Genomic DNA, 19,919 nt, shown 5'->3' with positions numbered 1-19,919 from the left:
GCAGGCAACATGACTGGAGTGGCGGATGGATCGCCTGTCGGCAGGATACGACGAGATTGAACGTGAAAAGCAGGGAAACGCCATACCGCGTCCGATCTCTGATCATGGCGTTATCGGTGACCTCGCAACACTGGCCTTGGTCGCCAAGGATGGGGCGATCGATTTCATGTGTTGGCCGAACTTTGACAGTCCGACAATCTTCGCGGCGCTCCTCGATCCCGAAAATGGTGGAAACTTCGAAATCTCGCCGAATATCGCTGATGCCAGGGTGGTCCATCAATACCGTCCAGACACCAATGTTCTCATCACCCGTTGGATGGGCGCTGATGCGAGTGCGGAACTTACTGATTTCATGGCCGTCAACAATGGCGTAGCCGACACAGCGACGACGCTCGCGCGGCGTCTGAAGGTCACGCGCGGCAAGGTCCAGTTCACGATGCGCTGCGCGCCGCGTTTCGACTACGCCCGGCAAAAGATGGGCGCTATCGTGAACGGCAAAGCGGCATCTTGGGAGCCCTCAGCTTCCGTTCAGGGATTTCGTTTGTCGTCGAACACTGGCCTTTCCGCGGATGGCGCCGACGTCGTAGCTGGCGGTCTCCTGATGGCCGGAGAGACGGCAGATTTCATCCTTGCAGCTGTCGATCAGCGTCTAATCGAGATATCGGAGATTGATGGTTTCGAGGACGCCACCATTGCCTATTGGCAGGATTGGGCTTCGCAATCAACCTATCGCGGCCGATGGCGGGAGATGGTCAACAGATCCGCGCTGACGCTGAAGCTGATGACGTCAAGGCGCCACGGCTCGATTGTTGCAGCGGGAACTTTTGGTTTGCCCGAAGCGCCCGGGGGTAGCCGCAATTGGGATTATCGCGCGACATGGATCCGGGATGCATCCTTTACTATTTACGCCTTGATGCGACTTGGATACCAGCAGGAGGCCGAGGCTTTCAACGGCTGGATCGGCAAGCGCGCTATGAGATGCGGTTCCCGAGGCAAACTTGATATCATGTACGCCGTCGATGGTGGGCAAGTGCCGGAAGAGGTCAGTCTTGACCATATGCGGGGCTATGGCGGAGCGCGTCCGGTTCGCATCGGCAACAAGGCATCCGAGCAGTTCCAGCTTGATATCTACGGCGAGCTTATGGATGCGATCTATCTCAGCAACAAATACGGTCACGCCATATCTCATGACGGCTGGCGTGGCGTGCGAGACGTCATCGACTATGTGTGCGAGCATTGGCAGGATGCCGATGCGGGTATCTGGGAAATGCGCCGGGAGCCGCAGCATTTCCTCCATTCCCGGCTGATGTGCTGGGTGGCGGTTGATCGCGCGATACGCCTTGCGAGCAAGCGCTCGCTGGCTGCGCCTTTCGCCAAATGGATCGACGTGCGCAATGATATCTATGAGGACATCTGGGCCAATTTCTGGAATGAGGAAAACGGACATTTCGTTCAAACGAAGAATGGCGATAGCCTCGACGCATCCCTGCTACTGATGCCACTGGTGCGCTTCGTCAGTGCGACAGACCCGCGATGGCTGGCAACTCTTGACGCGATCGGGCGAACACTTTCTGACGACGGCGTCGTCTATCGCTACAAGAGCGCCGACGGTTTGCGCGGCCGGGAAGGTGCTTTCTCGGCCTGTTCTTTCTGGTATGCAGAATGCCTTGCGCGCGCCGGCGACCTGAAGAAGGCGCGGCAGGTATTCGAGGCGGTCCTCAACTACGCCAACGATCTCGGTCTTTATGCCGAGGAGTTCGATGTCCGCTCTGACCTGATTGGCAATTTTCCGCAAGCTTTTACGCATTTGGCGCTGATCAGCGCAGCCTATTATCTCGACCGTGAGCTTGATCGACGAAACGACCAAGAATGGCGGCCGTAAGCAATGGCGGTTGCGGATCCCGGCGTGCGAGCAGAAATCAATAGCCATCTGTCGAGCGCACGTTCAATAGCAGTGCCGGGCCGACTGGCCGGAGGATCCGGCTTGATCCGTGAGCACGCCACCCTGTCTTGGAGACTGCTGACCGCTCTGCGCGGCCGTCCCTTGCGAGCGACCGGTGCAAGGGAAAAAGGAGATCACGCTCGCCCGCGTGATCTCCAATTAAAACTGCTCCACGCCCCCGCAAAGCAGTCGATGCCAGAGAGGAACTGACAAGCTGAGACTGAGGCGGTTTGGTTAATGCAGCGTTAATGAACGACAACATGATTTTGCCGCTGTGAACAGCGCTGAAAAACAAAAACGCTTCATCGCATGGGTCAGCCGTGCGTCAACTCATGTGCCATCGACGGTTCTGCGAACATCTCTTGCTTCATCAGCACTCAGCGACATTGACCGCATCGACCGACGCGGCGTGCATGGCAATGGCAGGATGACGGGCAACTATTTGCCCGTCAGGAACGCGCGCCAGCCTCCAAATGCCGTAATGTCGGCACTGTTGCTCACTGCAGATGCTTCAACGAGGAAGCCCTTAACACTGGACCCATCGGCCAAGGCGATCGTCCCGATCCCTAAGGGGGATGGTATCTCGGCGACGAAACTTCCGAACGCCTCAGCAGACAAACGCCAAACCTCCACGTCGATTTCGCCGCCTTCTCCATCACGGATGCGAAGCAGGCCGGGCTTCGAAGGCTTCTGAGATGTCAATTCGAACAATCGGTACGCATCGGATGTCTTTGCGGTGCGCACAAAACGCGCGTCCCTGGATGTGAGTTGGGCATTGAGAGGCATGCCGCTCAGATGAGCTCCGACCACCGCAATTTCAATTTGGCCACGCGCGGGTGGCGCCACAGCAGCGGTCTTTGGAAGCGTCCAGCCGGTAGCACCCAGCGTTAGGCCGCTCGCCTGGTGAAGCCTCCGCGCCACGGCGCCAGCGATGCCGTCCTGGCCAGCTGGCGCAAGCAGCGTCACGCTCGATGGCAGGCCGTCGCGGCGCCGGCCACAGGGTACGGCGATGCCGCAGAGACCGAGCAGATTGACGAAATTCGTGTAGGTGCCCAGCCGCGAGTTCTCGCGGATCGGTTCGGCTTCCAGCTCGGCGACAGTGAAGTGCCGCGGTGCCGTCGGCACGCAGAGCAGATCGACCGAGGCGATGACAGGCGCGAGCTGCTTTTTATAGGCCTGAAGCGCGTAGAGGCCGCGGAAGGCGTCCGAGGCGGAGAGCGTCCTGGCGCCGCCATAAATCTTGCGGGTCACCGGATGGAGGCTCGCTTCCTTCGCATCAAAGAATTCCTTGACGGCGGCATAGCGCTCGGCGACCCAGGCCCCCTCGTAGAGCAAATCGGCGACCTTATAGAAATCGTGGAAGGGCAGTTCGGTGATCGCGTAGCCCATCCCGGCGAGGTCATCGAGGCTCTTGTCAAAAGCTTCAGCCATCGCCTCGTCGCCAAAGAACCGCAGATCGGCACGCGCCGGCACGCCGATTCTCAGAACCGGCGGCAGCGCCTCTAGCGCAAGCGGGCCGTAATCTCTCGAATAGGCGTCGGTTTCATCTGGCGCGGCCGCAGCCGAGAACACGCACCATGCATCGTCGACCGTCAGCGCGAAGACCGAGACGCAGTCGAGCGTGCGGCAGGCGGGAGTGACGCCCGATGTCGAAAGCGCGCCGAGGCTCGGCTTCAAGCCGACGATGTTGTTGAGGCCGGCGGGAATGCGGCCGGAGCCGGCTGTATCGGTGCCGAGCGCGAAGCTGACGATGCCCTGGGCGGTGGCGACCGCCGATCCGGAAGACGAGCCCCCTGGCACAAGCTTGGGATCGATGGCGTTGCGCGGTATCGGATAGGGCGAGCGGACGCCGACGAGGCCAGTGGCGAACTGATCAAGATTGGTCTTGCCGACGACGATGGCACCGGCCGCCTTCAGCCGGGCAACGACGGTCGCATCCTTTTCGGGCGTATAGGCATAGTCGGGGCAGGCGGCGGTGGTCGGCATGCCGGTGACGTCGATATTATCCTTGACGGCGAAGGGGATGCCCCAGAGCGGCTTTGCCGACGGGTCGAATGTGCCGAGTGCCGCTGCTTGGGCGAGCAGATCCGCCTTGCTGGCAATTGAGATGAAGATGCCCGGATCGTTTACCGCCGCGATGCGGGCGAAGACCGCCTCGATCACATCCTCAGCCTTTCCGCCGTCGGCGTAGAAGGCGTGCAGTGAACTGATATCGAAGGCTGGTACCGTCCTCATGCCATTTCCTCTTCCAAAATCCTCACCGGCCTGTCCCACTGGATCAGGACCACGCATCCGGTATCGCTCCACACGGAATGCTCGGTGCCTTCGGCATTGACGACATAGCTGCCGCGGCCGTAGTCGCCCGCCTCGTCGGATTGCGTGCCGTCAAGAACGAAGATCGTCTCCAGACCCTCATGCCGGTGCCGGGGGACGGCTGCTCCTGCCTCGTATTTCAAGAGCGCTATCCCCGGCTGGTCCGCCTCGAACCTGCGGATCCAGTGTATCTCCACCCCGTCACGGAATGGCTCGAAGGCCAGTTTATTCCAGCCGCCCAGCGTCAGCATCTCGCGCGTCGTTTCAGGCATCGGCGATCCCTTTCAGAATATCGTCCACATGGGCGGTCCAGCCGACGATCGCGCCCTGGGCGCGGATCATGTCGATTGCCGCCTTTTTGAATTCGGGGAAATAGCTTTCGGTCGCCTCCTCGGCGAGCAGGCACTCGTAGCCGCGGTCATTGGCTTCGCGCATCGTCGTCTGCACACAGACCTCGGTGGTGACGCCGGCAAAGACCAGCTGGCTGATGCCTTCCTCTTTCAGGATGTCGCCGAGCGGCGTTGCATAGAATGCGCCCTTGCCGGGCTTCTCGATAACGATCTCGCCATCGACGGGTGCAAGCTCAGGGAGAATTGCTGTTCCCGGCTCGCCTGCGATCAGGATGCGGCCCATCGGACCGGCATCGCCGATCCTCAGCGACGGGCTGCCGCGATCGCGCTTTGCCGGCGGCAGATCGGAAAGATCGGGCTTGTGGCATTCCATCGTGTGAATGACCGGCAGTCCCGCCTGGCGGAAGCCTTCGATCAGGCGCTTGACGTCGGGAATGATCCTGCTGATCCGGCTGACATCGTTGCCGAGGCTGGCGCCGAAGCCGCCGGGCTCGGCGAAATCACGCTGCATGTCGATGACGACGAGGGCCAGTTCGCCCGGTCTTGCCGGGAAGGCAAATGGTTCTGCCGCAATGCCGACCATCAGTGATGTCCTGCCATATGGGCGCCGATCACGCCGATGTCGGCACCGCGGGCTGGCGTTTCGTAAACCAGCTTGCCTTCCGAGATGACCATAATGCGATCGGACATTTCCAGGAGCTCGTCCAGATCTTCCGACAGCAGCAGCACCGCCGTTCCGGCGTTGCGCGCCTTCATGATGCGGGCTCGGATATCGGCGACAGCAGAAAAGTCGAGGCCGAAACAGGGATTGGAGACGATCAGGAGATCGACATCGCCGGTCAGCTCGCGGGCAAGCACCGCACGCTGCACGTTGCCGCCCGACAGAGCCGCGATCGGCGAGGCGGACGAGGCGGTCTTCACCTTGAAATCGGCAATCAGATCGGCGGCGCGCTTCTTCATCTGTCCCTTGCTCAGCCAGATAGCATCGCCGCCGCCGTCCTTGAGATCGAAGGTGCGGAAGGCAAGGTTCTCGCTGACGGTCATCTTCGGGGCGCAGGCGTTCTGCAGCGGCTCTTCGGGGATGAAGCGGACGTTGTGCTGGCGCGTTTCCGGCCGGGTGGCGCCGTAGCGGCTGCCCTTGACGGAGACGCTGCCTGCTTCCAGCGGGCGCTGCCCTGCGAGAATTTCTGTCAGTTCCTTCTGGCCGTTGCCGGATATGCCGGCGATCCCGAGGATTTCGCCCGAGCGGACGGTGAGCCTGTCGATCTCGATGGTCTTGAGGCCGGAGCGATCCGGTGCCTTGGCGGCCTCGACGGCAAGCACCATCGGCGCGCTATCGGAAACCGGTGTGCGGGCGTCGAGCTCGGCAAGCTTGACGTCGCCGATCATCATCGCCGCCATATCGGATATCGAGAGCTCGCCGATCTTGCCGCTGCCGACCAGCTTGCCGCGGCGCAGGATCGAGACGGCATCGGCAAACTTGGTCACCTCGTGGAACTTGTGGCTGATCATCAGTACGGTCAGCTCGCCGCGCTCTGTCATAGCGCGCACGAGCCCCAGCATCTCGTCGGCTTCGGCCGGGGTCAGCACCGATGTCGGTTCGTCAAGCACGATGAAGGAGCGGCCGAGATAGAGCTGCTTGACGATCTCAAGCTTCTGCTTTTCGCCGGCCGCCAGCTCGCTGACAGGGCGTTCGAGCGGGATCTTGAACGGCATGCGTTCCATGAAGGCCGCAAGATCACGGCGTTCCTTGGCCCAGTTGATGACTGCGGGCACTTCGGCTCCGCTGATCACCAGGTTTTCGGCGCCGGTTAGCGACGGCACCAGTGTGAAGTGCTGGTAGACCATGCCGAGGCCATAGGCAGCCGCATCCCGGGGCGAGGCGATCGCAGCCTCGCGGCCGCCGACCGATAGCGAGCCCGATGTGGCATGGTAGAAGCCCATGATGCATTTGACGAGGGTCGATTTGCCGGCGCCGTTTTCTCCGAGCAGCGCGTGAAAGCTGCCGGCAGGAATGCTGATCGAGACGTTGTCCAGTGCGGTGAACGACCCGAAGCGCATGGTCATGCCGAGGGTATCGATACCGATGGCCTTGCCGGCCTGGGGAAGGGGCGTGTCGCGAACGATGCTCACTTCAACTCTCCTTTTCAACGATGATGGCGACGGGACCGCCGCCGGAGGGACCCTGGTGTTCGGCCCCGCCGGAGACATAGAGATCGGTCATGCCGAAGACGCCGGCGAGCACGCCGCCGACGAAGGCGCGGGCATGGCGTGTGCCTGATATGTCGGAATCGTCGAGCATGGTGTGGCGCAGACCACCGACCTTTCCCGACGGGTCGGGCTCAGCCTTGGCGAGCACCGCGGTGAGACGGGCACTGGCGGGCAGACGATCGCGTGCCTTTAGCACGGAGGATGTGTCGATCGCATTCTCCATCACGGCATGGTCGATCGCGAAGGGACCGGACCAGCCGTTGCCCATGCCGAGCACGACGATTTCATGGTCAAGCAATTCGACGCCGCCGGAGGTGGATGCGCGGCGAGAGAAGATGGCGTAGCGCGTGCAGATGTCGGCGTCGGCAATCGAACCTGGGTCGGCCTCGCCGAGGGCGACGGCGGCACCGAGGGCGGAGGCACCGCGCGACAGGCCCATCGATTTCAGCGTGTCGCGGGTCGCGACCGCCTCGCCTTCGTTCTCGGCGACGCCAACGCGGGCCAGCGTCAGAAGCGGGCATTTGATCTGGACGAAATGCACGTCCCTCGGGTCATCGATGCCGGCATCGCGCATCGCCGCCTTCACACCGTTGGCGACCATCAGGATCTGCTGGCGGCGCCCGAGATGGTGGAAGGGAAGGACCGGCGTACGTGCGGTGCCGATCGCCAACGCGCGGCCCGCCGGCGCCTCGCTCTTTTCGCGGGAAAAGACCGTCCAGTGCGGCGACAGCGCGCCCTCCGTGCCGCCGGACATGACGAGGCAGACGCCGGTGACGCCATGCCTCGCGAACAGCGCTTCGAAGCTGCGGCTGGCAAAGCCGCGGGTGAAGTCGTTGACGCAGCCATTGCCTTCCGTCTTGCCGAGGATGGCAACGACGCTTTCCGGCCTCAGCCCGGCGGCAAACAGCGCCTCGACGCCGGAGACGTCGTCGGGGCCGGCTGCCGCAACGCGATAGACATGGGCACGCATTGAGGACATCAGGGCAGCGCCTCGATCAGAGTGTTCGAATTGGAGACCGAGCCGAACACGCCGCCCTGCATCTTCACCATCTTGATGGCGGCGAGATGATTGCCGTAATCGGTGGCGCCGCAGCAGTCTTCGAGCAGCAGGCATTCGAAGCCGCGGTCGTTGGCTTCGCGCATGGTGGTCGAGACGCAGACATCAGTGGTGATGCCGGTCAGGATGATGTTTTCGATACGCTTCTGGTTGAGGATCAGCTCCAGGTCGGTGGCGCAGAAGGAACCCTTGCCGGGCTTGTCGATGATCGTCTCGCCGGCGACCGGGTACAGTTCGGGGATGATGTCCCAGCCTGGTTCGCCACGGGTGAGAATGCGGCCGCAGGGGCCGGGATCGCCGATGCCGGCGCCGATGCGTTGCGAACGCCAGCGCTTGTTGGCCGGCAGGTCGGCGAGATCGGGCCGGTGGCCCTCGCGGGTATGGATGATGTGATAGCCCTTGGCACGCATGGCTGTAAGCACCGCCTTGATCGGCTCGATCGGTGCCTGGACCAGCGACAGGTCGTAGCCCATGTGATCGACATAGCCGCCCTTGCCGCAGAAATCGGTCTGCATGTCGATGATGATGAGAGCGGTATTGTCGGGTCGCAGCGCGCCATTATACGGCCAGGGATAGGGGTCGGCGGTGATGTAATGCATCTTGGTCTCGACCAGAGTGTCCATCGTCTTGTCCTATTCGGCAGCGGGTTTGAGGGTTTCGCCGTAGCGGCGTGCCGGCGTGTCGAAGCCGCAGGAGGTGCCGTCGGTGACCTTGATCTGGTCTTCCCAGGGCAAGCGGTAGCGGCCGGCGATCAGGTCGTGCATGTAGCTGTAGGGCGCGTCACCGGCGCCACCCGATACCGCGACATAACCGCGATGGCCGAACTGGTAGATGTTGTTTTCGACACCCCAGCCGAGACGTGCCTCTCGGACGAGATCGGGACGGACCTCGGCGGTGATGATCTCGTTGACGCGGCCGGATGTGCCGTGAGCGATGATCGTGCCGTCGAAATTGCAGATCATGCCTTCGCCCATGGAATCGAAGGTGCCGTCGGAGCCGCACATGCAGACACTGGCGGTGACCATGAGATTGCAGAAGGCGTTGGACTGGTTGGTGAACTTCCAGCTGTCGCGGATCGGCGCGGTATAGCCCGCCGTGCGGATCATGATCTCGGCGCCCTTGTAGGCGCATTCGCGGGCCATTTCCGGGAACATGCCGTCGTGGCAGATGATCAGCGCAAGCTTCGCGCCCTTCGGGCCGTCGATCACGGGAATGCCAAGATCGCCGGGCTCCCATGGCTCGATCGGGACCCAGGGATGCATCTTGCGATAGTAGAGCTTGAGCTCGCCCTGATCGTCGATGACGATGCCGGAATTGTAGGGCATGCCGCCGGGGTTCAGCTCCATGATCGAGAAGCAGCCCCAGATGGCGTTGTCGCGGCAGGCCTGCTTGAAGGCGGCGACTTCAGGACCGTCGAGGCTGCACATGATATCCGGATTGATGTCCATCGACAGGCCGTGCAGGGCATATTCGGGGAAGACCACGAGATCCATGCCCGGCTGATTGCGTCTCGCCTTGCCGACGAGATAGACGATCACCTGCGTCTGGCGCGCAAGGTCCGCCCTGGTGACGGTGACCGGCAATTGCAGCTGGACGAGGCCGATGCCGACACCGTGCTCCGATTTGTTCAAACCGCCTAGGCCATTCATGGCTGGGCTCCTTTCTGGTTCATTTCGTCAGTGACAGGGCGCCCGGCGCGCCCGTCAGCGAGCGGTTGGGCGACGAGGTGGCGATCAAGATGGCGAGCGTCAGCACGTAGGGGGCGGCGTAGAAGAGGTAATAGCCCTGCGTGACGCCGACCGACTGCAATGCCGGACCAAGCGCACCGGCGCCGCCGAAGAGCAGTGCCGCAAAGAAGCAGCCGATCGGGTTCCAGCGCGCGAAGATGACGAGCGCGACGGCCATCAGGCCCTGTCCGGAGGAGATCCCCTCGTTCCAGGAGCCGGGATAGTAGAGCGACAGATAGGCGCCGCCGATCGCTGCCAGCGAGCCGCCGGTGGCCGTGGCGAGCAGACGGACGCGGTCCGGATTGATGCCCATGGCACGCGCCGCATCGGTACTGTCGCCGACGACCCGCAGGATCAGTCCGACGCGCATGTTCCGGAACGCCCACCAGAGCAGGAATGCCAACGCGGCGCCGATGACAAACAGCACATTGATGTTCAGGGCGGCCTGTATCTGCGGGCTCGCCGACCAGAAGCCAAGCGGGATGGCCGGCAGGCGCGGGGCAACCGGCTGGATGAACGGCTTGCCGAGGAAGAAGGCGAGGCCAAGCCCGAACTGCATCATGGCGATGCCGATGGCGATATCGTTGACCTTCGGCCATTTACAGATCCAGCCGTGCACCAAGCCGAAGATCGCGCCCGACCCCATCGCGGCGAGTACGCCGAGCCAGGGAGAACCGGTCATGACGGCGATGGCATAGGCGGTCATGGCGCCGAAGACGAGCGTGCCTTCGAGGCCGAGATTGATGCGGCCGGAGCGTTCGGTGATCGTCTCGCCGAGACTGACGAAGATGAAGGGGGTGGAGACGCGGATCGCGCCGGCCAGGATTGCAAGCGGAACACCCCAGATGCCGATGCCTGAACTTTCCATCACTGGTTCCTTTTCCAGAGGTCCGGATTGAAGATCTTGAAGCGGCCGTAGAAGGTCTCGCAGAACAGGATGACGATGAAGAGCGTGCCCTGGAGGACGAGAACCGTGGCGTCCGGCAGGCCCATGCGCCGCTGGATCAGACCGCCCGAGGCATCGATGCCGCCGAGCAGGATGGCAACGGGGATGATGGCCAGCGGATTATGCCGCGCAAGGAAGGCGACGAGGATGCCTGTATAGCCGTAGCCGGCCGCAAGCGAAGCATTGGCGCCGCCCTGGACGGCCGCCACCTCGATCATGCCCGCCAGTCCGGCAAAACTCCCGGCGATCGCGGTGAAGCCGGTGATCAGCCTGCCGACCGGCAGGCCCTGGATCTGGGCGGCGCGGACGTTGCCGCCGGCGATGCGCGCGGCAAAGCCGTAGCTGGTCGCCTCGATCAGCAACCAGGAGAGGATGCAGGCGGCGATGCCGATCGCCAGACCCCAATGGACGTCCATGCCGGGGATCTTGCCGAGCATGTATTCGGCCGGTAACGGCGCGGTGGATGGCTTGTTGAGACTGGCCGGATCGCGCAGCGGTCCCTCGACGAACTGGTTCATCAGGGCAATGGCGATATAGGCGAGCAGCAGCGAGGAGATCGTCTCGTTGACGCCGCGATAGTGGCGCAGGAAGCCGGCAAGGCCGATCCACAAGCCGCCTGCAACCATTGCCGCCAGGCCCATCAGGATCAGCGTCGGCCAGACCGGCGCAAAGCCGACGAGTGGCAGAGCGATCGCCGCCGCTGCGACCCCTCCGAGCACGACAGCGCCTTCGCCGCCGATGATGACGAGGCCGAGACGGGCGGGAAGTGCTACGCAGAGTGCCGTCAGCAGCAGAGGGGAAGCTCGGCTCAGGCAGTTCTGGATCGAAAACCAGCTGCCGAAACCGCCGGTATACATCAGCTGGAAGAGCATCGCCGGCGACTTGCCGATGATGAGGATGAAGAGGGAGAAGAGCGCGAGCCCGATCAGGATGGCCACGAGCCCGATGGCGACGGGCTCGGTGCGCCGCGCCAGCCATTCGATGGCCGGGCGCAGCGAGGCGGGCTTGGCAGGAGCGGCTGTCATTGCGGGATCGTGGGTCTCGACCGTCATGGCACTTCTCCCTTCAATCCATCAGGCGGTGGATCCGACGACGCCCTCGACCAGATAATCCATGCTCTCGAGCTCGATCGCGTCCTCGGCGAAGCTCTTGCCGCCGGCGATCACCTCGTTGCCCTTGTTGTCTTTCATCGGGCCCTTGAAGACCGAGAAGCCGCCCTTCATGATTTCCGCATGCGTCGCTTCGAACGCCTTGCGGCCTGCCTCCGGCACTGCCGGTCCGAGCGGGCTCATCTTGACGAAGCCGTCCTTCAGGCCGCCGCGGACGAAGTTGGCGAGCTTTTCGCCGGCCTGGGCCTTCTTGACGAAGTCGGTGTAGACGTTGCCCCAGGCCCATTCGGCGCCGGTCAGGTATTTTTCAGGAGCCAGCGGGCTCTGGTTGGCGTGATAGCCGCAGACGAAGGCATTGCGGCCAGCCGCCGTCTCGACGACGACCTTCGGGCTATCGACATGGCAGGTGATGACGTCGGCGCCCTGATCGATCAGCGCGTTGGTCGCTTCCGCTTCCTTGACCGCCAGCGACCACTCGCCGGTGAAGATCACTTGGCAGGTGATAGTCGGATCGACGCTGCGGGCGCCGAGCAGGAAGGAATTGATGTTCTGGATGACCTGCGGGATTGGTTTGGCTGCGACGAAGCCGATCTTCTTGCTCTTCGTCGTATGGCCGGCGGCGATACCGTTCAGATACTGGCCCTGGCCGATATAGCCGAAATAGGAGCCGGTATTCTTCGGATGCTTGCCCTCCTGCCAGAGGCCGCCGCAATGGCGGAACTGGATATCCGGATATTTGGCGGCCATGGCCAGCATGTGCGGATCGAAATAGCCGAAGGAGGTCGGGAAGAGCAGCGTTGCGCCGTCGAGGTTGATCATCGATTCCATGGTCTTCTGAACGTCTACGGTCTCGGGGACGTTTTCTTCTTCGACGACGGTGACGCCGGGGATCGCCTTGACGACGGCGGCACCCTCGGCATGCGCCTGGTTGTAGCCGTAGTCATCCTTTGGGCCGACATAGATGAAACCAATGGTCAGAGCATTCTGGGCGAGCGAGCGTGACGCGGTGAGGCCGGTAACGGTTGCGGCGAAGGCGCCGGCAGCAGTAGCAGTCAGAAATTTGCGGCGGTTCATGGGAAGGAGGTCGGTCATTGCAGGCTCCTTGACGGCTGGGCCGATAAAAAGGGTTACGAAAAAGTGTATGCAATGGCCGTGCCAGTTCCTAAGTCATTGAAAAGAGGAGTTGAAAATCGACATTCAGCCGCACCTGATAAAAGTGTATGCACTTTCGTTCCATAAAATGATGATTTTATAATCAAAACAGGTTCCATGGTGAAAATTACGCCTTCTGCGTAACGTCTTTCGAACTTCGATTCGTGGACGAGTTTTTAAATCCCTGAATTATCTAGATATTTGACTATCTCGTAAATCTGTATCATCTGTATGCAGATTGCTGAGAGAAGGCAGGGCGTTGCCGCGGATACGAAAAAGAGAGGTCATTAGAGCCGGTAACACCGTCGAACAGATGGTGAGGGCAGTTGCCGATCTGATTGTGACGGGAGAACTGCTACCGGGCGAAAAGCTCGATGAGGGCTCGCTAGCCGACCGCTTTGCCGTCTCCCGCACACCGGTGCGCGAGGCTTTGCGCGAACTCGGGGCGATGGGGCTGGTTGCCCGCGAGCCCAACCGCAGCGCAGTTGTTGCAAATGTTTCCGGGCACTATCTTCATTCGATGTTCGAGGCGATGGCTGAGCTCGAGCGAATATGCGCCCGGCTTTGTGCCGAGCGTATGAGCGTTGACGAGCGCAGATTGCTCGAGCGCCAACACGAGGGTTCAAAGGTGTTGGTGCATCAGTTTAACGTGGATGAATACGCCGCGCATAACGCCGAATTCCACACCCGCCTCTATCGCGGAGCGCGCAACGATCATATCTTCGAGCTAGCGACTGCAACTCGTGCCAGACTTGCACCTTTTCGCAGCGCCCAGTTCCGCCTGCCTGACCGTTTGGCAAGATCATTTCAAGAGCACGATCTTATCGTCCAGGCAATCCTGAGAGCGGATGGAGCGGCGGCTGGCGATTATGCTTTCCAGCACGTTGAATTGGTCAGTAGCGCAAGCAGCGTCTTCGCAAGGGGCTGATATGTCGATGATGCGTTCTTTTTAGAATGGGTCACGCTGCAACCAGTCCGGTCCAAACAATCCGATAATGCTCTGACGAGCTCACCCCTCGGGTCGGAAGCGAGAGCGCATCAATGCTCCCGGGTCTAGATATCGGGTGAACTGATTGAGGGGACGACACGCGTCCGTCGTCTGCGGTTATCGTAGATAACAAAGCTGCCGAAGCACCGCGTGGACCTCGCGTCCAGGTCCATAATCTTCACGAACCATTGACGGGAGGCCCCTCAAAAACGTGATCAGTGCGATCATCGCGATGCCCCAGAAATAGGCCGCCGTTGATAGAGCGGCCGTGCGCGTGAGATCTCACCAGTGGATGGCTGGATGTCAGAAAAGGTCAGGTCACATCCTTGACTGTAGAAGGCGGTACCACACGTGTTTCACGCGGTTGGCTGCCGCGAGTCCGAAACACGAACTGCGGGAAGAGCTATTCATGATCTCTGTTTTCACAAAGCCATTTGCCGGCTTCCTTTTCGATATGGACGGCACGATCATCAACTCAGCAGCTTCAACTGATCGGGTTTGGGGCAGGTGGGCCGTTCGCCACGGATTAGATCCACATGAGCTTCTTGCGAAAATGCACGGATCGAGGTCGGTTGATACGATCCGGCGATTGAACCTGCCGGGGGTAGATCCCGAACGGGAAGCCGCGGCAATTGAAGCCGAGGAAGCTGATGACATCGAGGACGTGGTTGCCATTCCCGGCGCTCAGACATTCTTAAACAGTCTGCCGGCGCGACGGTGGGCACTGGTGACATCGTCTTCGAAGAAGCTTGTGCTGCGTCGACTGGAGGCTGCACAACTTCCTGTACCTGAGTTTCTCGTAACGGCTGAGGAAGTCGTGCATGGGAAGCCCGATCCCGAAGCCTATCTTCTCGGCGCCGAGAAGCTGGGTGTCAATGCAAGAGATTGCCTGATCTTTGAGGATACGATGCCGGGTCTGAACGCTGGCGAAGCTGCTGGGGGCAACATCCTGTTGATCAGCGCCGTTCATAATCCTCCCCTGGCAAGCAAACACGAGGCGGTCGACGACTTTCGGCAACTGAGAGCGGTTCCTTCCAACGACGGCGCTGTGCTTCGAATCGAAAAAATCACAGGCAGCAGTATTGCCGGTGGGTAAACGTTTGATGGCGGCCAGGCGCTCGACGCTGTCTCATCCGGTGCTCTGGTGTCGTTTTAAATCATGATGATCGCGCCTGACGTGCCGCGACGAAAACCCTTCTTGATCTCCTTTCAAATGGCACGGTGTCAGGCGTGTTGCGTATGAGATACACTTGCAAGCGGCTGTCACCAGCGTCATAGCTGTGCGTCGTAGAGGAGCCCACATGTCAAAGACAAGACTGTTCTCGCCTATCCGTATCGGGTCGCTCAACATGCGAAACCGCATCGTCATCGCGCCTATGTGCCAGTACTCGGCTGCCGACGGCGAAATGACTGACTGGCATCACATTCACCTTGGCCATCTCGCACTCTCGGGCGCGGGCATTCTTACGATCGAGGCGACAGCAGTCTTACCAGAGGGTCGGATAACCTACGGTGACGTCGGCCTATATTCCGATGGCTGTCAGGCCGCGATGGATCGTGTGCTGACCAGTGTCAGACGGTGGTCCAACATGCCTGTTGCGATCCAACTCGGCCATGCTGGCCGCAAGGCCTCGACTGAGAAGCCATGGCTTGGTGGCCATCAGCTGAGCCCAGGCGAAAAGAACGGCTGGAAGACCGCCGCTCCTAGCGCTGTTGCGTTCAAGCCTGAATACGATCCGCCTCAACAACTCGATAGAGACGGACTTAAGCGGGTGCGAGGTGCTTTTGCAGACGCCGCAAGACGTGCTGCCGCTCTCGGGATCGACGCTGTGCAGATCCATGGCGCACATGGCTATCTGCTGCATCAGTTCCTGTCACCACTGTCAAACAAACGCACCGACGAGTACGGCGGCTCGCTTGAGAACCGCATGCGGTTTCCCCTGGAAGTTTTCGATGTGGTCAGAGAGGCTTTCCCTTCCGACAAGCCTGTGACGATGCGCGTGTCGGCGACCGACTGGGCACAGGGGGGGTGGGACAACGCTCAGACCGTCGTTTTCGCCGAGGCGCTGGAGGGGAGAGGGTGCTCGGCAATCCATGTTTCGACCGGCGGGCTCTCGGCTCACCAGCAGATTTCAATCGGTCCAAGCTACCAGGTACCTTTCGCGCGCACCGTCAAACACGCAGTCAAGATACCTGTGATCGCTGTCGGTCTCATTACTGACTTCGAACAGGCGGAAGCCATATTGACAACGGGGGATGCTGATCTCATTGCGATCGCGAGAGCGATCCTCTACGATCCGCGCTGGCCGTGGCACGCTGCCGCGCATTTCGGGGAAACCGTTGATGCGCCCGAACAATATCTTCGCAGCCAGCCTCGTCAGTTCAAGGACCTGTTCGGTACGCCGGCGGGATGATTGCCGTAGGGTATTGCCACTCAGACCTTCGATGAGACCTCGCGGCAACCGAACTAACGCTTCTCCGGTCCCCGCCGTCCCCGCCAGCTGCAAATGTTTTCCCAAGCCAAGGCGATACCGGCTAGCAATAGGAAAACGGTCGGAATAGCGACTATCGGAATGGTCCAGACGCTGAGAGCACCGGTCAACCACCATAGCATCCATACTGCGTCAACCATCAAAAACAAGGCGACAAGAAATGAGATCGCTCTACGCATCACGCCCCATCTGACCATTTACATGAAAGTAGAACTTGGACGGCCTCCATGGGTTCCGGCCTGCGGGCATTGTCTCGGCTGCGATGCTGCGCAGCCAGGATCACGCGGGTGGCTATCGCGCCTGCGTGGGATCTGGCGTCAGCCGAAACGTTCGCCTGTCAAGCGCCCCGCTGTCGGCGGCACCCCGCACGGCGCCAATATTTCAAATTCAGTACCGATGAGGCTCCCTCGAAGCCGATCCGGTGGATCTTCCCTTATCGGTCGCTGCAGTTCAGGAATACAGAAAACCTCGCGCGGGCCTATGACGAGGCAGCGTATTTGGAGACCGTCATATTCCCATTCTCATGTGAACCCTCGCATTGATGACAATGGAACATCATCATCATCTACACGTTCCTCGCCGCCAGCAAAGGAGCAAATGATGATACGAGCAGAACAGATTACCGAGCACATGGAAGTCATCTCTCAGGACGGAGCGCATGTCGGCACGGTCGACCACATGGACGGCGACAGCCGCATCAAGCTTACCAAGACCGACTCCGACGATGGAAAACATCATTTCGTTTCCTTGGAATGGGTGGATCATGTCGATGAGCATGTGCACCTCTCCAAGAGCGAAGCTGATGTTCGCAGCGCATGGTCCGTCGAGGACTGACGACCTACAACGCTTGACGTGAAACAAACCCATGGGGCCGGGCCGTCCGGCTCCTCCTTCAAGCAGCTACGGGAACAGCATGGCAAGGATCGCGATCATCGGCTCGGGACCGACGGGGATCTATACTCTCAAGGGGCTCATCTCGCACCCGGCTGGACTTTCGATCACCGTCTTCGAGGAAAGTCCGGACCCCGGTAAAGGCACTCCTTACCATCCAGCCGTCAACGACAAGGCTATGTTGGCGAATATAGCGAGCATCGAGATTCCGCCGATCATTGACAGCCTCGTAGGCTGGCTCAGATCGCGGTCCAACGAGGAGCTACAGAATCTCGGCATAGCACGCGACGCGATCGGCGAGCGCGAGTTCTATCCCCGCATCGTTCTTGGTGACTACTTTGCTGCGCAGTTTTGGGAGCTGGTCAGGCGTGGCCATGCGGCGGGTCACACGATTGACGTCCGGGGAAGCTGCCGGATCGCCGACATCGCATTGAATGCGCATGATCTAACAGTCACGGCAACAAGCAGCGAGAATTCGCCTTGCCGGTTGAGCTTCGATCATGTTGTGATGGCAACAGGTCATGACTGGCCGCAGGATACGGAAACATCTCCGGGCTATTTTGCCTCTCCATGGCCCGCAGCTGCTATCAAGCGGATCAAGGCCGTCAAGGTCGGCGTTCTTGGAACGTCCCTCAGTGGCATTGACGCCGTGGTTTCGGTGGCGACGGCGCACGGGGTGTTCCTACGGGACGATATGGGGGCGCTGCTGTACCAGCCTTTGCAAGGTCGCGAGGACTTGCACATCACGATGATGTCGAGGAAGGGACTGCTTCCTGAGGCCGATTTCTACTGCCCTATCCCTTACGAGCCATTGGCTATATGTACACCGATGGCGGTCGAGCAGGCAGTACACGATGAACCGGACAGGCTTCTGGACGCTGTGTTCGATCTCTTCAAGCAGGAGCTTGCCCGTGCGGATCCTGATTTTGCTGCACGCATTGGACTGGCCCTTGCGACGGTAGAAGATATTTCCGATCGATACTTCCGCGAACGGACAGCCAGCGACCAGTTCGTATGGGCCGGCCGTGTTCTCGCACAGGCCAAACGGGATAAGATCGAGCGCAACACGGTTCCTTGGCGCTACGCTATCCTGCGCATGCATGAGGTCATTGCACGAGCCGTGCCGCACTTCAGCAACGGCGACCTGGGACGCTTCCATAAATATTTCAAAACGGTCTTCGTCGACGATTATGCGACGGTTCCACATGAATCCATTGAGCGGCTCTTGGCGTTGCACAATGCCGGGAAGCTAGAGGTGATGGCAACGGGTTCTGATTACACGATCGAAAAGACCGACGGTCAGCCGGGAGTCGAGCTGACTATCGCTGCTTCCTCGCCCATCCGTTTCGCGGCCTTCATTGACGCCACCGGGCAACATCCTCTCTCCGCAAAGGACATTCCGTTCGAGAGCCTCCGACGCCAGGACGTCATCCGGCAGGCTCAGACACCGACCAATAGCCTGGGTGGCGACGGGTGCGATCTCAGGCCCACAGGGGGGATCGACGTCGATGAAAGCTTCCGGCCGAAGTTCGAAGCGAACTTGACAAACCAGCTCTACTGCGTATCGGTGCCTTTCCTGTTGCACAAGCTGCCATTCGTCCAGGGCATAACATCTGCAAGCGATATGGGCGAGATCGTTTCTGAATCGATCAGGAGCGCGCTCGGGAAAGTTAGTCAGTTACTGCCATTCCCGGTTTCGACTGAAAGGCTAAATCGATCGCCTACACCGACGACGCCCACCGAGGATACGGTTGCATAGACGCCGAATGCTCGATGCCGCTTTCTGACGATGGTACGAAGCACCTCGGCATCCTCGTCAATTCCTTGTTGGGCGATCATGGTCATGCCGCAACGCTTGGCAACCTCCTTCACCAGCCCGCCGCCCCCAACGCCGACGTGGAACGATTGCCCTACCCAGCCCTGGTCATTGCTTTCAGTGCTGATCACCAGATTGGGCCGGAAGCGGCGTGTGTCGACAAAGCTTTTACCAAGTTCGAGCGATAAAGCGCGTAGGGATGATGTCGTTATGAGGTGAAGCGGGGTGACGTCGTACCTTGGTTTGAGGCAGACCGTCGACCCATTGGTGAGAGACACCATGGTTCCGGCAGCTCGTATGCCGCACCGGAAGCCCATGTGCTCGCTTACCAGTCTATCGAGTTCGCTTCCATGACTGGCCTCGTGCTTTCCAACTGAGACAACCACTGATGTACCTTCAATGCGTGCTGCCATCAGCAAAGCCTTGCGCCAACGAAGGTCGCTTTCGGGAGAGGCGACTTGACCGTTATCGAGGTCAACGAGAAGATGCGTCCTGTCCCCGGCTATGCCCGAGAGGCACATTTCGCCCGAGGTGAGCTTCTCGCCGCCCAAGCTCGATACCGGATATCTCCAAACTTCTATAACATGGCCAGCCATCAAACCTCTCGCATTTTCGCAGCAACCCATGCCGAGAGCTGCTACGACAAATGCGGACCAGGATAGTTCGTTCCTGCAGTGGCTTTCAAAATGTCCAAAACGTGTCGCAACGGTTGGCGCGCCGGCCTTTGGTGAGCCATGCAAGGCCATGGCGATGCGCACTATTCCGTTACGTTCCTCCTCGCCCTCATGCGGCCGGAAATGACAGCGGCGGCTCCTGTCATCGAACTCTGGTGATCCAATTGCTAAAGCATCGGTCGCTCTACTCAACCGCTGGACACCCAAACGTTCACGGATGCCACGGCATCCCGGATGAAGCCGTTGAACGC

17 protein-coding genes are annotated in these 19,919 nt (G+C 60.5%); 6 read left to right on the top strand and 11 right to left on the bottom strand.

The genetic code is table 11. The features are described 5' to 3' along the window. Nucleotides 1–25 precede the first annotated feature (25 nt). On the top strand, nt 26–1,882 hold the full coding sequence (locus tag ACQZ5H_RS21790) for a glycoside hydrolase family 15 protein (protein ID WP_449098998.1): 1,857 nt from the start codon (nt 26–28) through the stop codon (nt 1,880–1,882). A 498-nt stretch (nt 1,883–2,380) separates the two neighbouring features. On the opposite strand, the gene atzF is transcribed toward ACQZ5H_RS21790, so the two are convergent. From atzF to ACQZ5H_RS21740, 10 genes are read right to left on the bottom strand one after another with little or no spacing between them, the layout of a single operon-like run. Then, a complete protein-coding gene (gene atzF / locus ACQZ5H_RS21785; RefSeq protein WP_203431205.1) occupies nt 2,381–4,177 on the bottom strand; it encodes an allophanate hydrolase in 1,797 nt (598 codons plus the stop codon). After that, nucleotides 4,174–4,527 carry a cupin domain-containing protein gene (locus ACQZ5H_RS21780; RefSeq protein ID WP_203431204.1) on the bottom strand — a complete coding sequence of 118 codons (354 nt, stop codon included), beginning with the start codon at nt 4,525–4,527 and terminating at the stop codon, nt 4,174–4,176. The genes atzF and ACQZ5H_RS21780 overlap by 4 nt, the downstream gene beginning before the upstream one ends. Then, nucleotides 4,520–5,188, bottom strand: coding sequence for a cysteine hydrolase family protein (locus ACQZ5H_RS21775; protein ID WP_203431203.1), 669 nt, complete (start codon nt 5,186–5,188; stop codon nt 4,520–4,522). The genes ACQZ5H_RS21780 and ACQZ5H_RS21775 overlap by 8 nt, the downstream gene beginning before the upstream one ends. Then, nucleotides 5,188–6,738, bottom strand: coding sequence for an ABC transporter ATP-binding protein (locus tag ACQZ5H_RS21770; RefSeq protein ID WP_112715953.1), 1,551 nt, complete (start codon nt 6,736–6,738; stop codon nt 5,188–5,190). Before ACQZ5H_RS21770 ends, ACQZ5H_RS21775 begins: the two co-directional genes overlap by 1 nt. A gap of 1 nt (nt 6,739) precedes the next feature. Continuing rightward, entirely contained in the window at nt 6,740–7,795 is a 1,056-nt protein-coding gene (gene atzD, locus ACQZ5H_RS21765; protein ID WP_130279540.1) for a cyanuric acid amidohydrolase, read from the bottom strand. Next, nucleotides 7,795–8,496 (bottom strand): biuret amidohydrolase, encoded by a 702-nt coding sequence (gene biuH / locus ACQZ5H_RS21760; RefSeq protein WP_203431202.1) that lies wholly within the window; start codon nt 8,494–8,496, stop codon nt 7,795–7,797. The genes atzD and biuH overlap by 1 nt, the downstream gene beginning before the upstream one ends. Before the next feature lie 9 nt (nt 8,497–8,505). Beyond that, a complete protein-coding gene (locus ACQZ5H_RS21755; RefSeq protein WP_130279539.1) occupies nt 8,506–9,522 on the bottom strand; it encodes a formamidase in 1,017 nt (338 codons plus the stop codon). Between the two features lie 19 nt (nt 9,523–9,541). Further along, complete coding sequence (locus tag ACQZ5H_RS21750) at nt 9,542–10,468, bottom strand: ABC transporter permease (protein WP_112715961.1); 927 nt, start codon at nt 10,466–10,468, stop codon at nt 9,542–9,544. Beyond that, nucleotides 10,468–11,598, bottom strand: a complete 1,131-nt coding sequence (locus tag ACQZ5H_RS21745; protein WP_130279538.1) for an ABC transporter permease — start codon at nt 11,596–11,598, stop codon at nt 10,468–10,470. The genes ACQZ5H_RS21750 and ACQZ5H_RS21745 overlap by 1 nt, the downstream gene beginning before the upstream one ends. Nucleotides 11,599–11,619: 21 nt before the next feature. Continuing rightward, entirely contained in the window at nt 11,620–12,747 is a 1,128-nt protein-coding gene (locus ACQZ5H_RS21740; RefSeq protein ID WP_112715965.1) for a BMP family ABC transporter substrate-binding protein, read from the bottom strand. A gap of 373 nt (nt 12,748–13,120) precedes the next feature. Between ACQZ5H_RS21740 and ACQZ5H_RS21735 the strand changes: the two genes are divergently transcribed. The 5 genes from ACQZ5H_RS21735 (at nt 13,121) to ACQZ5H_RS21715 (ending at nt 18,937) form a co-directional block, all read left to right on the top strand. Continuing rightward, complete coding sequence (locus ACQZ5H_RS21735; protein WP_413709012.1) at nt 13,121–13,735, top strand: GntR family transcriptional regulator; 615 nt, start codon at nt 13,121–13,123, stop codon at nt 13,733–13,735. Nucleotides 13,736–14,204: 469 nt separating this feature from the next. Next, nucleotides 14,205–14,891 (top strand): HAD-IA family hydrolase, encoded by a 687-nt coding sequence (locus ACQZ5H_RS21730; RefSeq protein ID WP_130279536.1) that lies wholly within the window; start codon nt 14,205–14,207, stop codon nt 14,889–14,891. A gap of 205 nt (nt 14,892–15,096) precedes the next feature. Then, the gene (locus ACQZ5H_RS21725; RefSeq protein ID WP_130279535.1) at nt 15,097–16,209 is read left to right on the top strand and encodes an NADH:flavin oxidoreductase/NADH oxidase; all 1,113 of its coding nucleotides are present in this window, start codon (nt 15,097–15,099) and stop codon (nt 16,207–16,209) included. A gap of 678 nt (nt 16,210–16,887) precedes the next feature. After that, entirely contained in the window at nt 16,888–17,121 is a 234-nt protein-coding gene (locus tag ACQZ5H_RS21720; RefSeq protein ID WP_112716171.1) for a DUF2171 domain-containing protein, read from the top strand. A gap of 79 nt (nt 17,122–17,200) precedes the next feature. Then, the gene (locus ACQZ5H_RS21715; protein ID WP_130279534.1) at nt 17,201–18,937 is read left to right on the top strand and encodes an FAD/NAD(P)-binding protein; all 1,737 of its coding nucleotides are present in this window, start codon (nt 17,201–17,203) and stop codon (nt 18,935–18,937) included. On the opposite strand, the gene ACQZ5H_RS21710 is transcribed toward ACQZ5H_RS21715, so the two are convergent. Further along, complete coding sequence (locus ACQZ5H_RS21710) at nt 18,853–19,752, bottom strand: MOSC domain-containing protein (RefSeq protein ID WP_449098997.1); 900 nt, start codon at nt 19,750–19,752, stop codon at nt 18,853–18,855. The two genes, ACQZ5H_RS21715 and ACQZ5H_RS21710, sit on opposite strands and share 85 nt — an antisense overlap. Nucleotides 19,753–19,919 lie beyond the last annotated feature (167 nt).

Source organism: Rhizobium sp. 21-4511-3d (assembly GCF_053522545.1).
The sequence above is the reverse complement of the archived record's forward strand: the minus strand, read 5'-3'. Positions and strand labels throughout refer to the sequence as shown.

Coding starts and splice junctions, on each gene's coding strand:
- biuH (WP_203431202.1), bottom strand. CDS start 8,496: ATGGACACTCTGGTCGAGACCAAGATGCATTACATCACCGCCGACCCC.
- ACQZ5H_RS21715 (WP_130279534.1), top strand. CDS start 17,201: ATGGCAAGGATCGCGATCATCGGCTCGGGACCGACGGGGATCTATACT.
- ACQZ5H_RS21790 (WP_449098998.1), top strand. CDS start 26: ATGGATCGCCTGTCGGCAGGATACGACGAGATTGAACGTGAAAAGCAG.
- ACQZ5H_RS21735 (WP_413709012.1), top strand. CDS start 13,121: ATGGTGAGGGCAGTTGCCGATCTGATTGTGACGGGAGAACTGCTACCG.
- ACQZ5H_RS21740 (WP_112715965.1), bottom strand. CDS start 12,747: ATGACCGACCTCCTTCCCATGAACCGCCGCAAATTTCTGACTGCTACT.
- ACQZ5H_RS21775 (WP_203431203.1), bottom strand. CDS start 5,188: ATGGTCGGCATTGCGGCAGAACCATTTGCCTTCCCGGCAAGACCGGGC.
- ACQZ5H_RS21745 (WP_130279538.1), bottom strand. CDS start 11,598: ATGACGGTCGAGACCCACGATCCCGCAATGACAGCCGCTCCTGCCAAG.
- ACQZ5H_RS21750 (WP_112715961.1), bottom strand. CDS start 10,468: ATGGAAAGTTCAGGCATCGGCATCTGGGGTGTTCCGCTTGCAATCCTG.
- ACQZ5H_RS21730 (WP_130279536.1), top strand. CDS start 14,205: ATGATCTCTGTTTTCACAAAGCCATTTGCCGGCTTCCTTTTCGATATG.
- ACQZ5H_RS21725 (WP_130279535.1), top strand. CDS start 15,097: ATGTCAAAGACAAGACTGTTCTCGCCTATCCGTATCGGGTCGCTCAAC.
- ACQZ5H_RS21755 (WP_130279539.1), bottom strand. CDS start 9,522: ATGAATGGCCTAGGCGGTTTGAACAAATCGGAGCACGGTGTCGGCATC.
- atzD (WP_130279540.1), bottom strand. CDS start 7,795: ATGTCCTCAATGCGTGCCCATGTCTATCGCGTTGCGGCAGCCGGCCCC.
- ACQZ5H_RS21720 (WP_112716171.1), top strand. CDS start 16,888: ATGATACGAGCAGAACAGATTACCGAGCACATGGAAGTCATCTCTCAG.
- atzF (WP_203431205.1), bottom strand. CDS start 4,177: ATGAGGACGGTACCAGCCTTCGATATCAGTTCACTGCACGCCTTCTAC.
- ACQZ5H_RS21780 (WP_203431204.1), bottom strand. CDS start 4,527: ATGCCTGAAACGACGCGCGAGATGCTGACGCTGGGCGGCTGGAATAAA.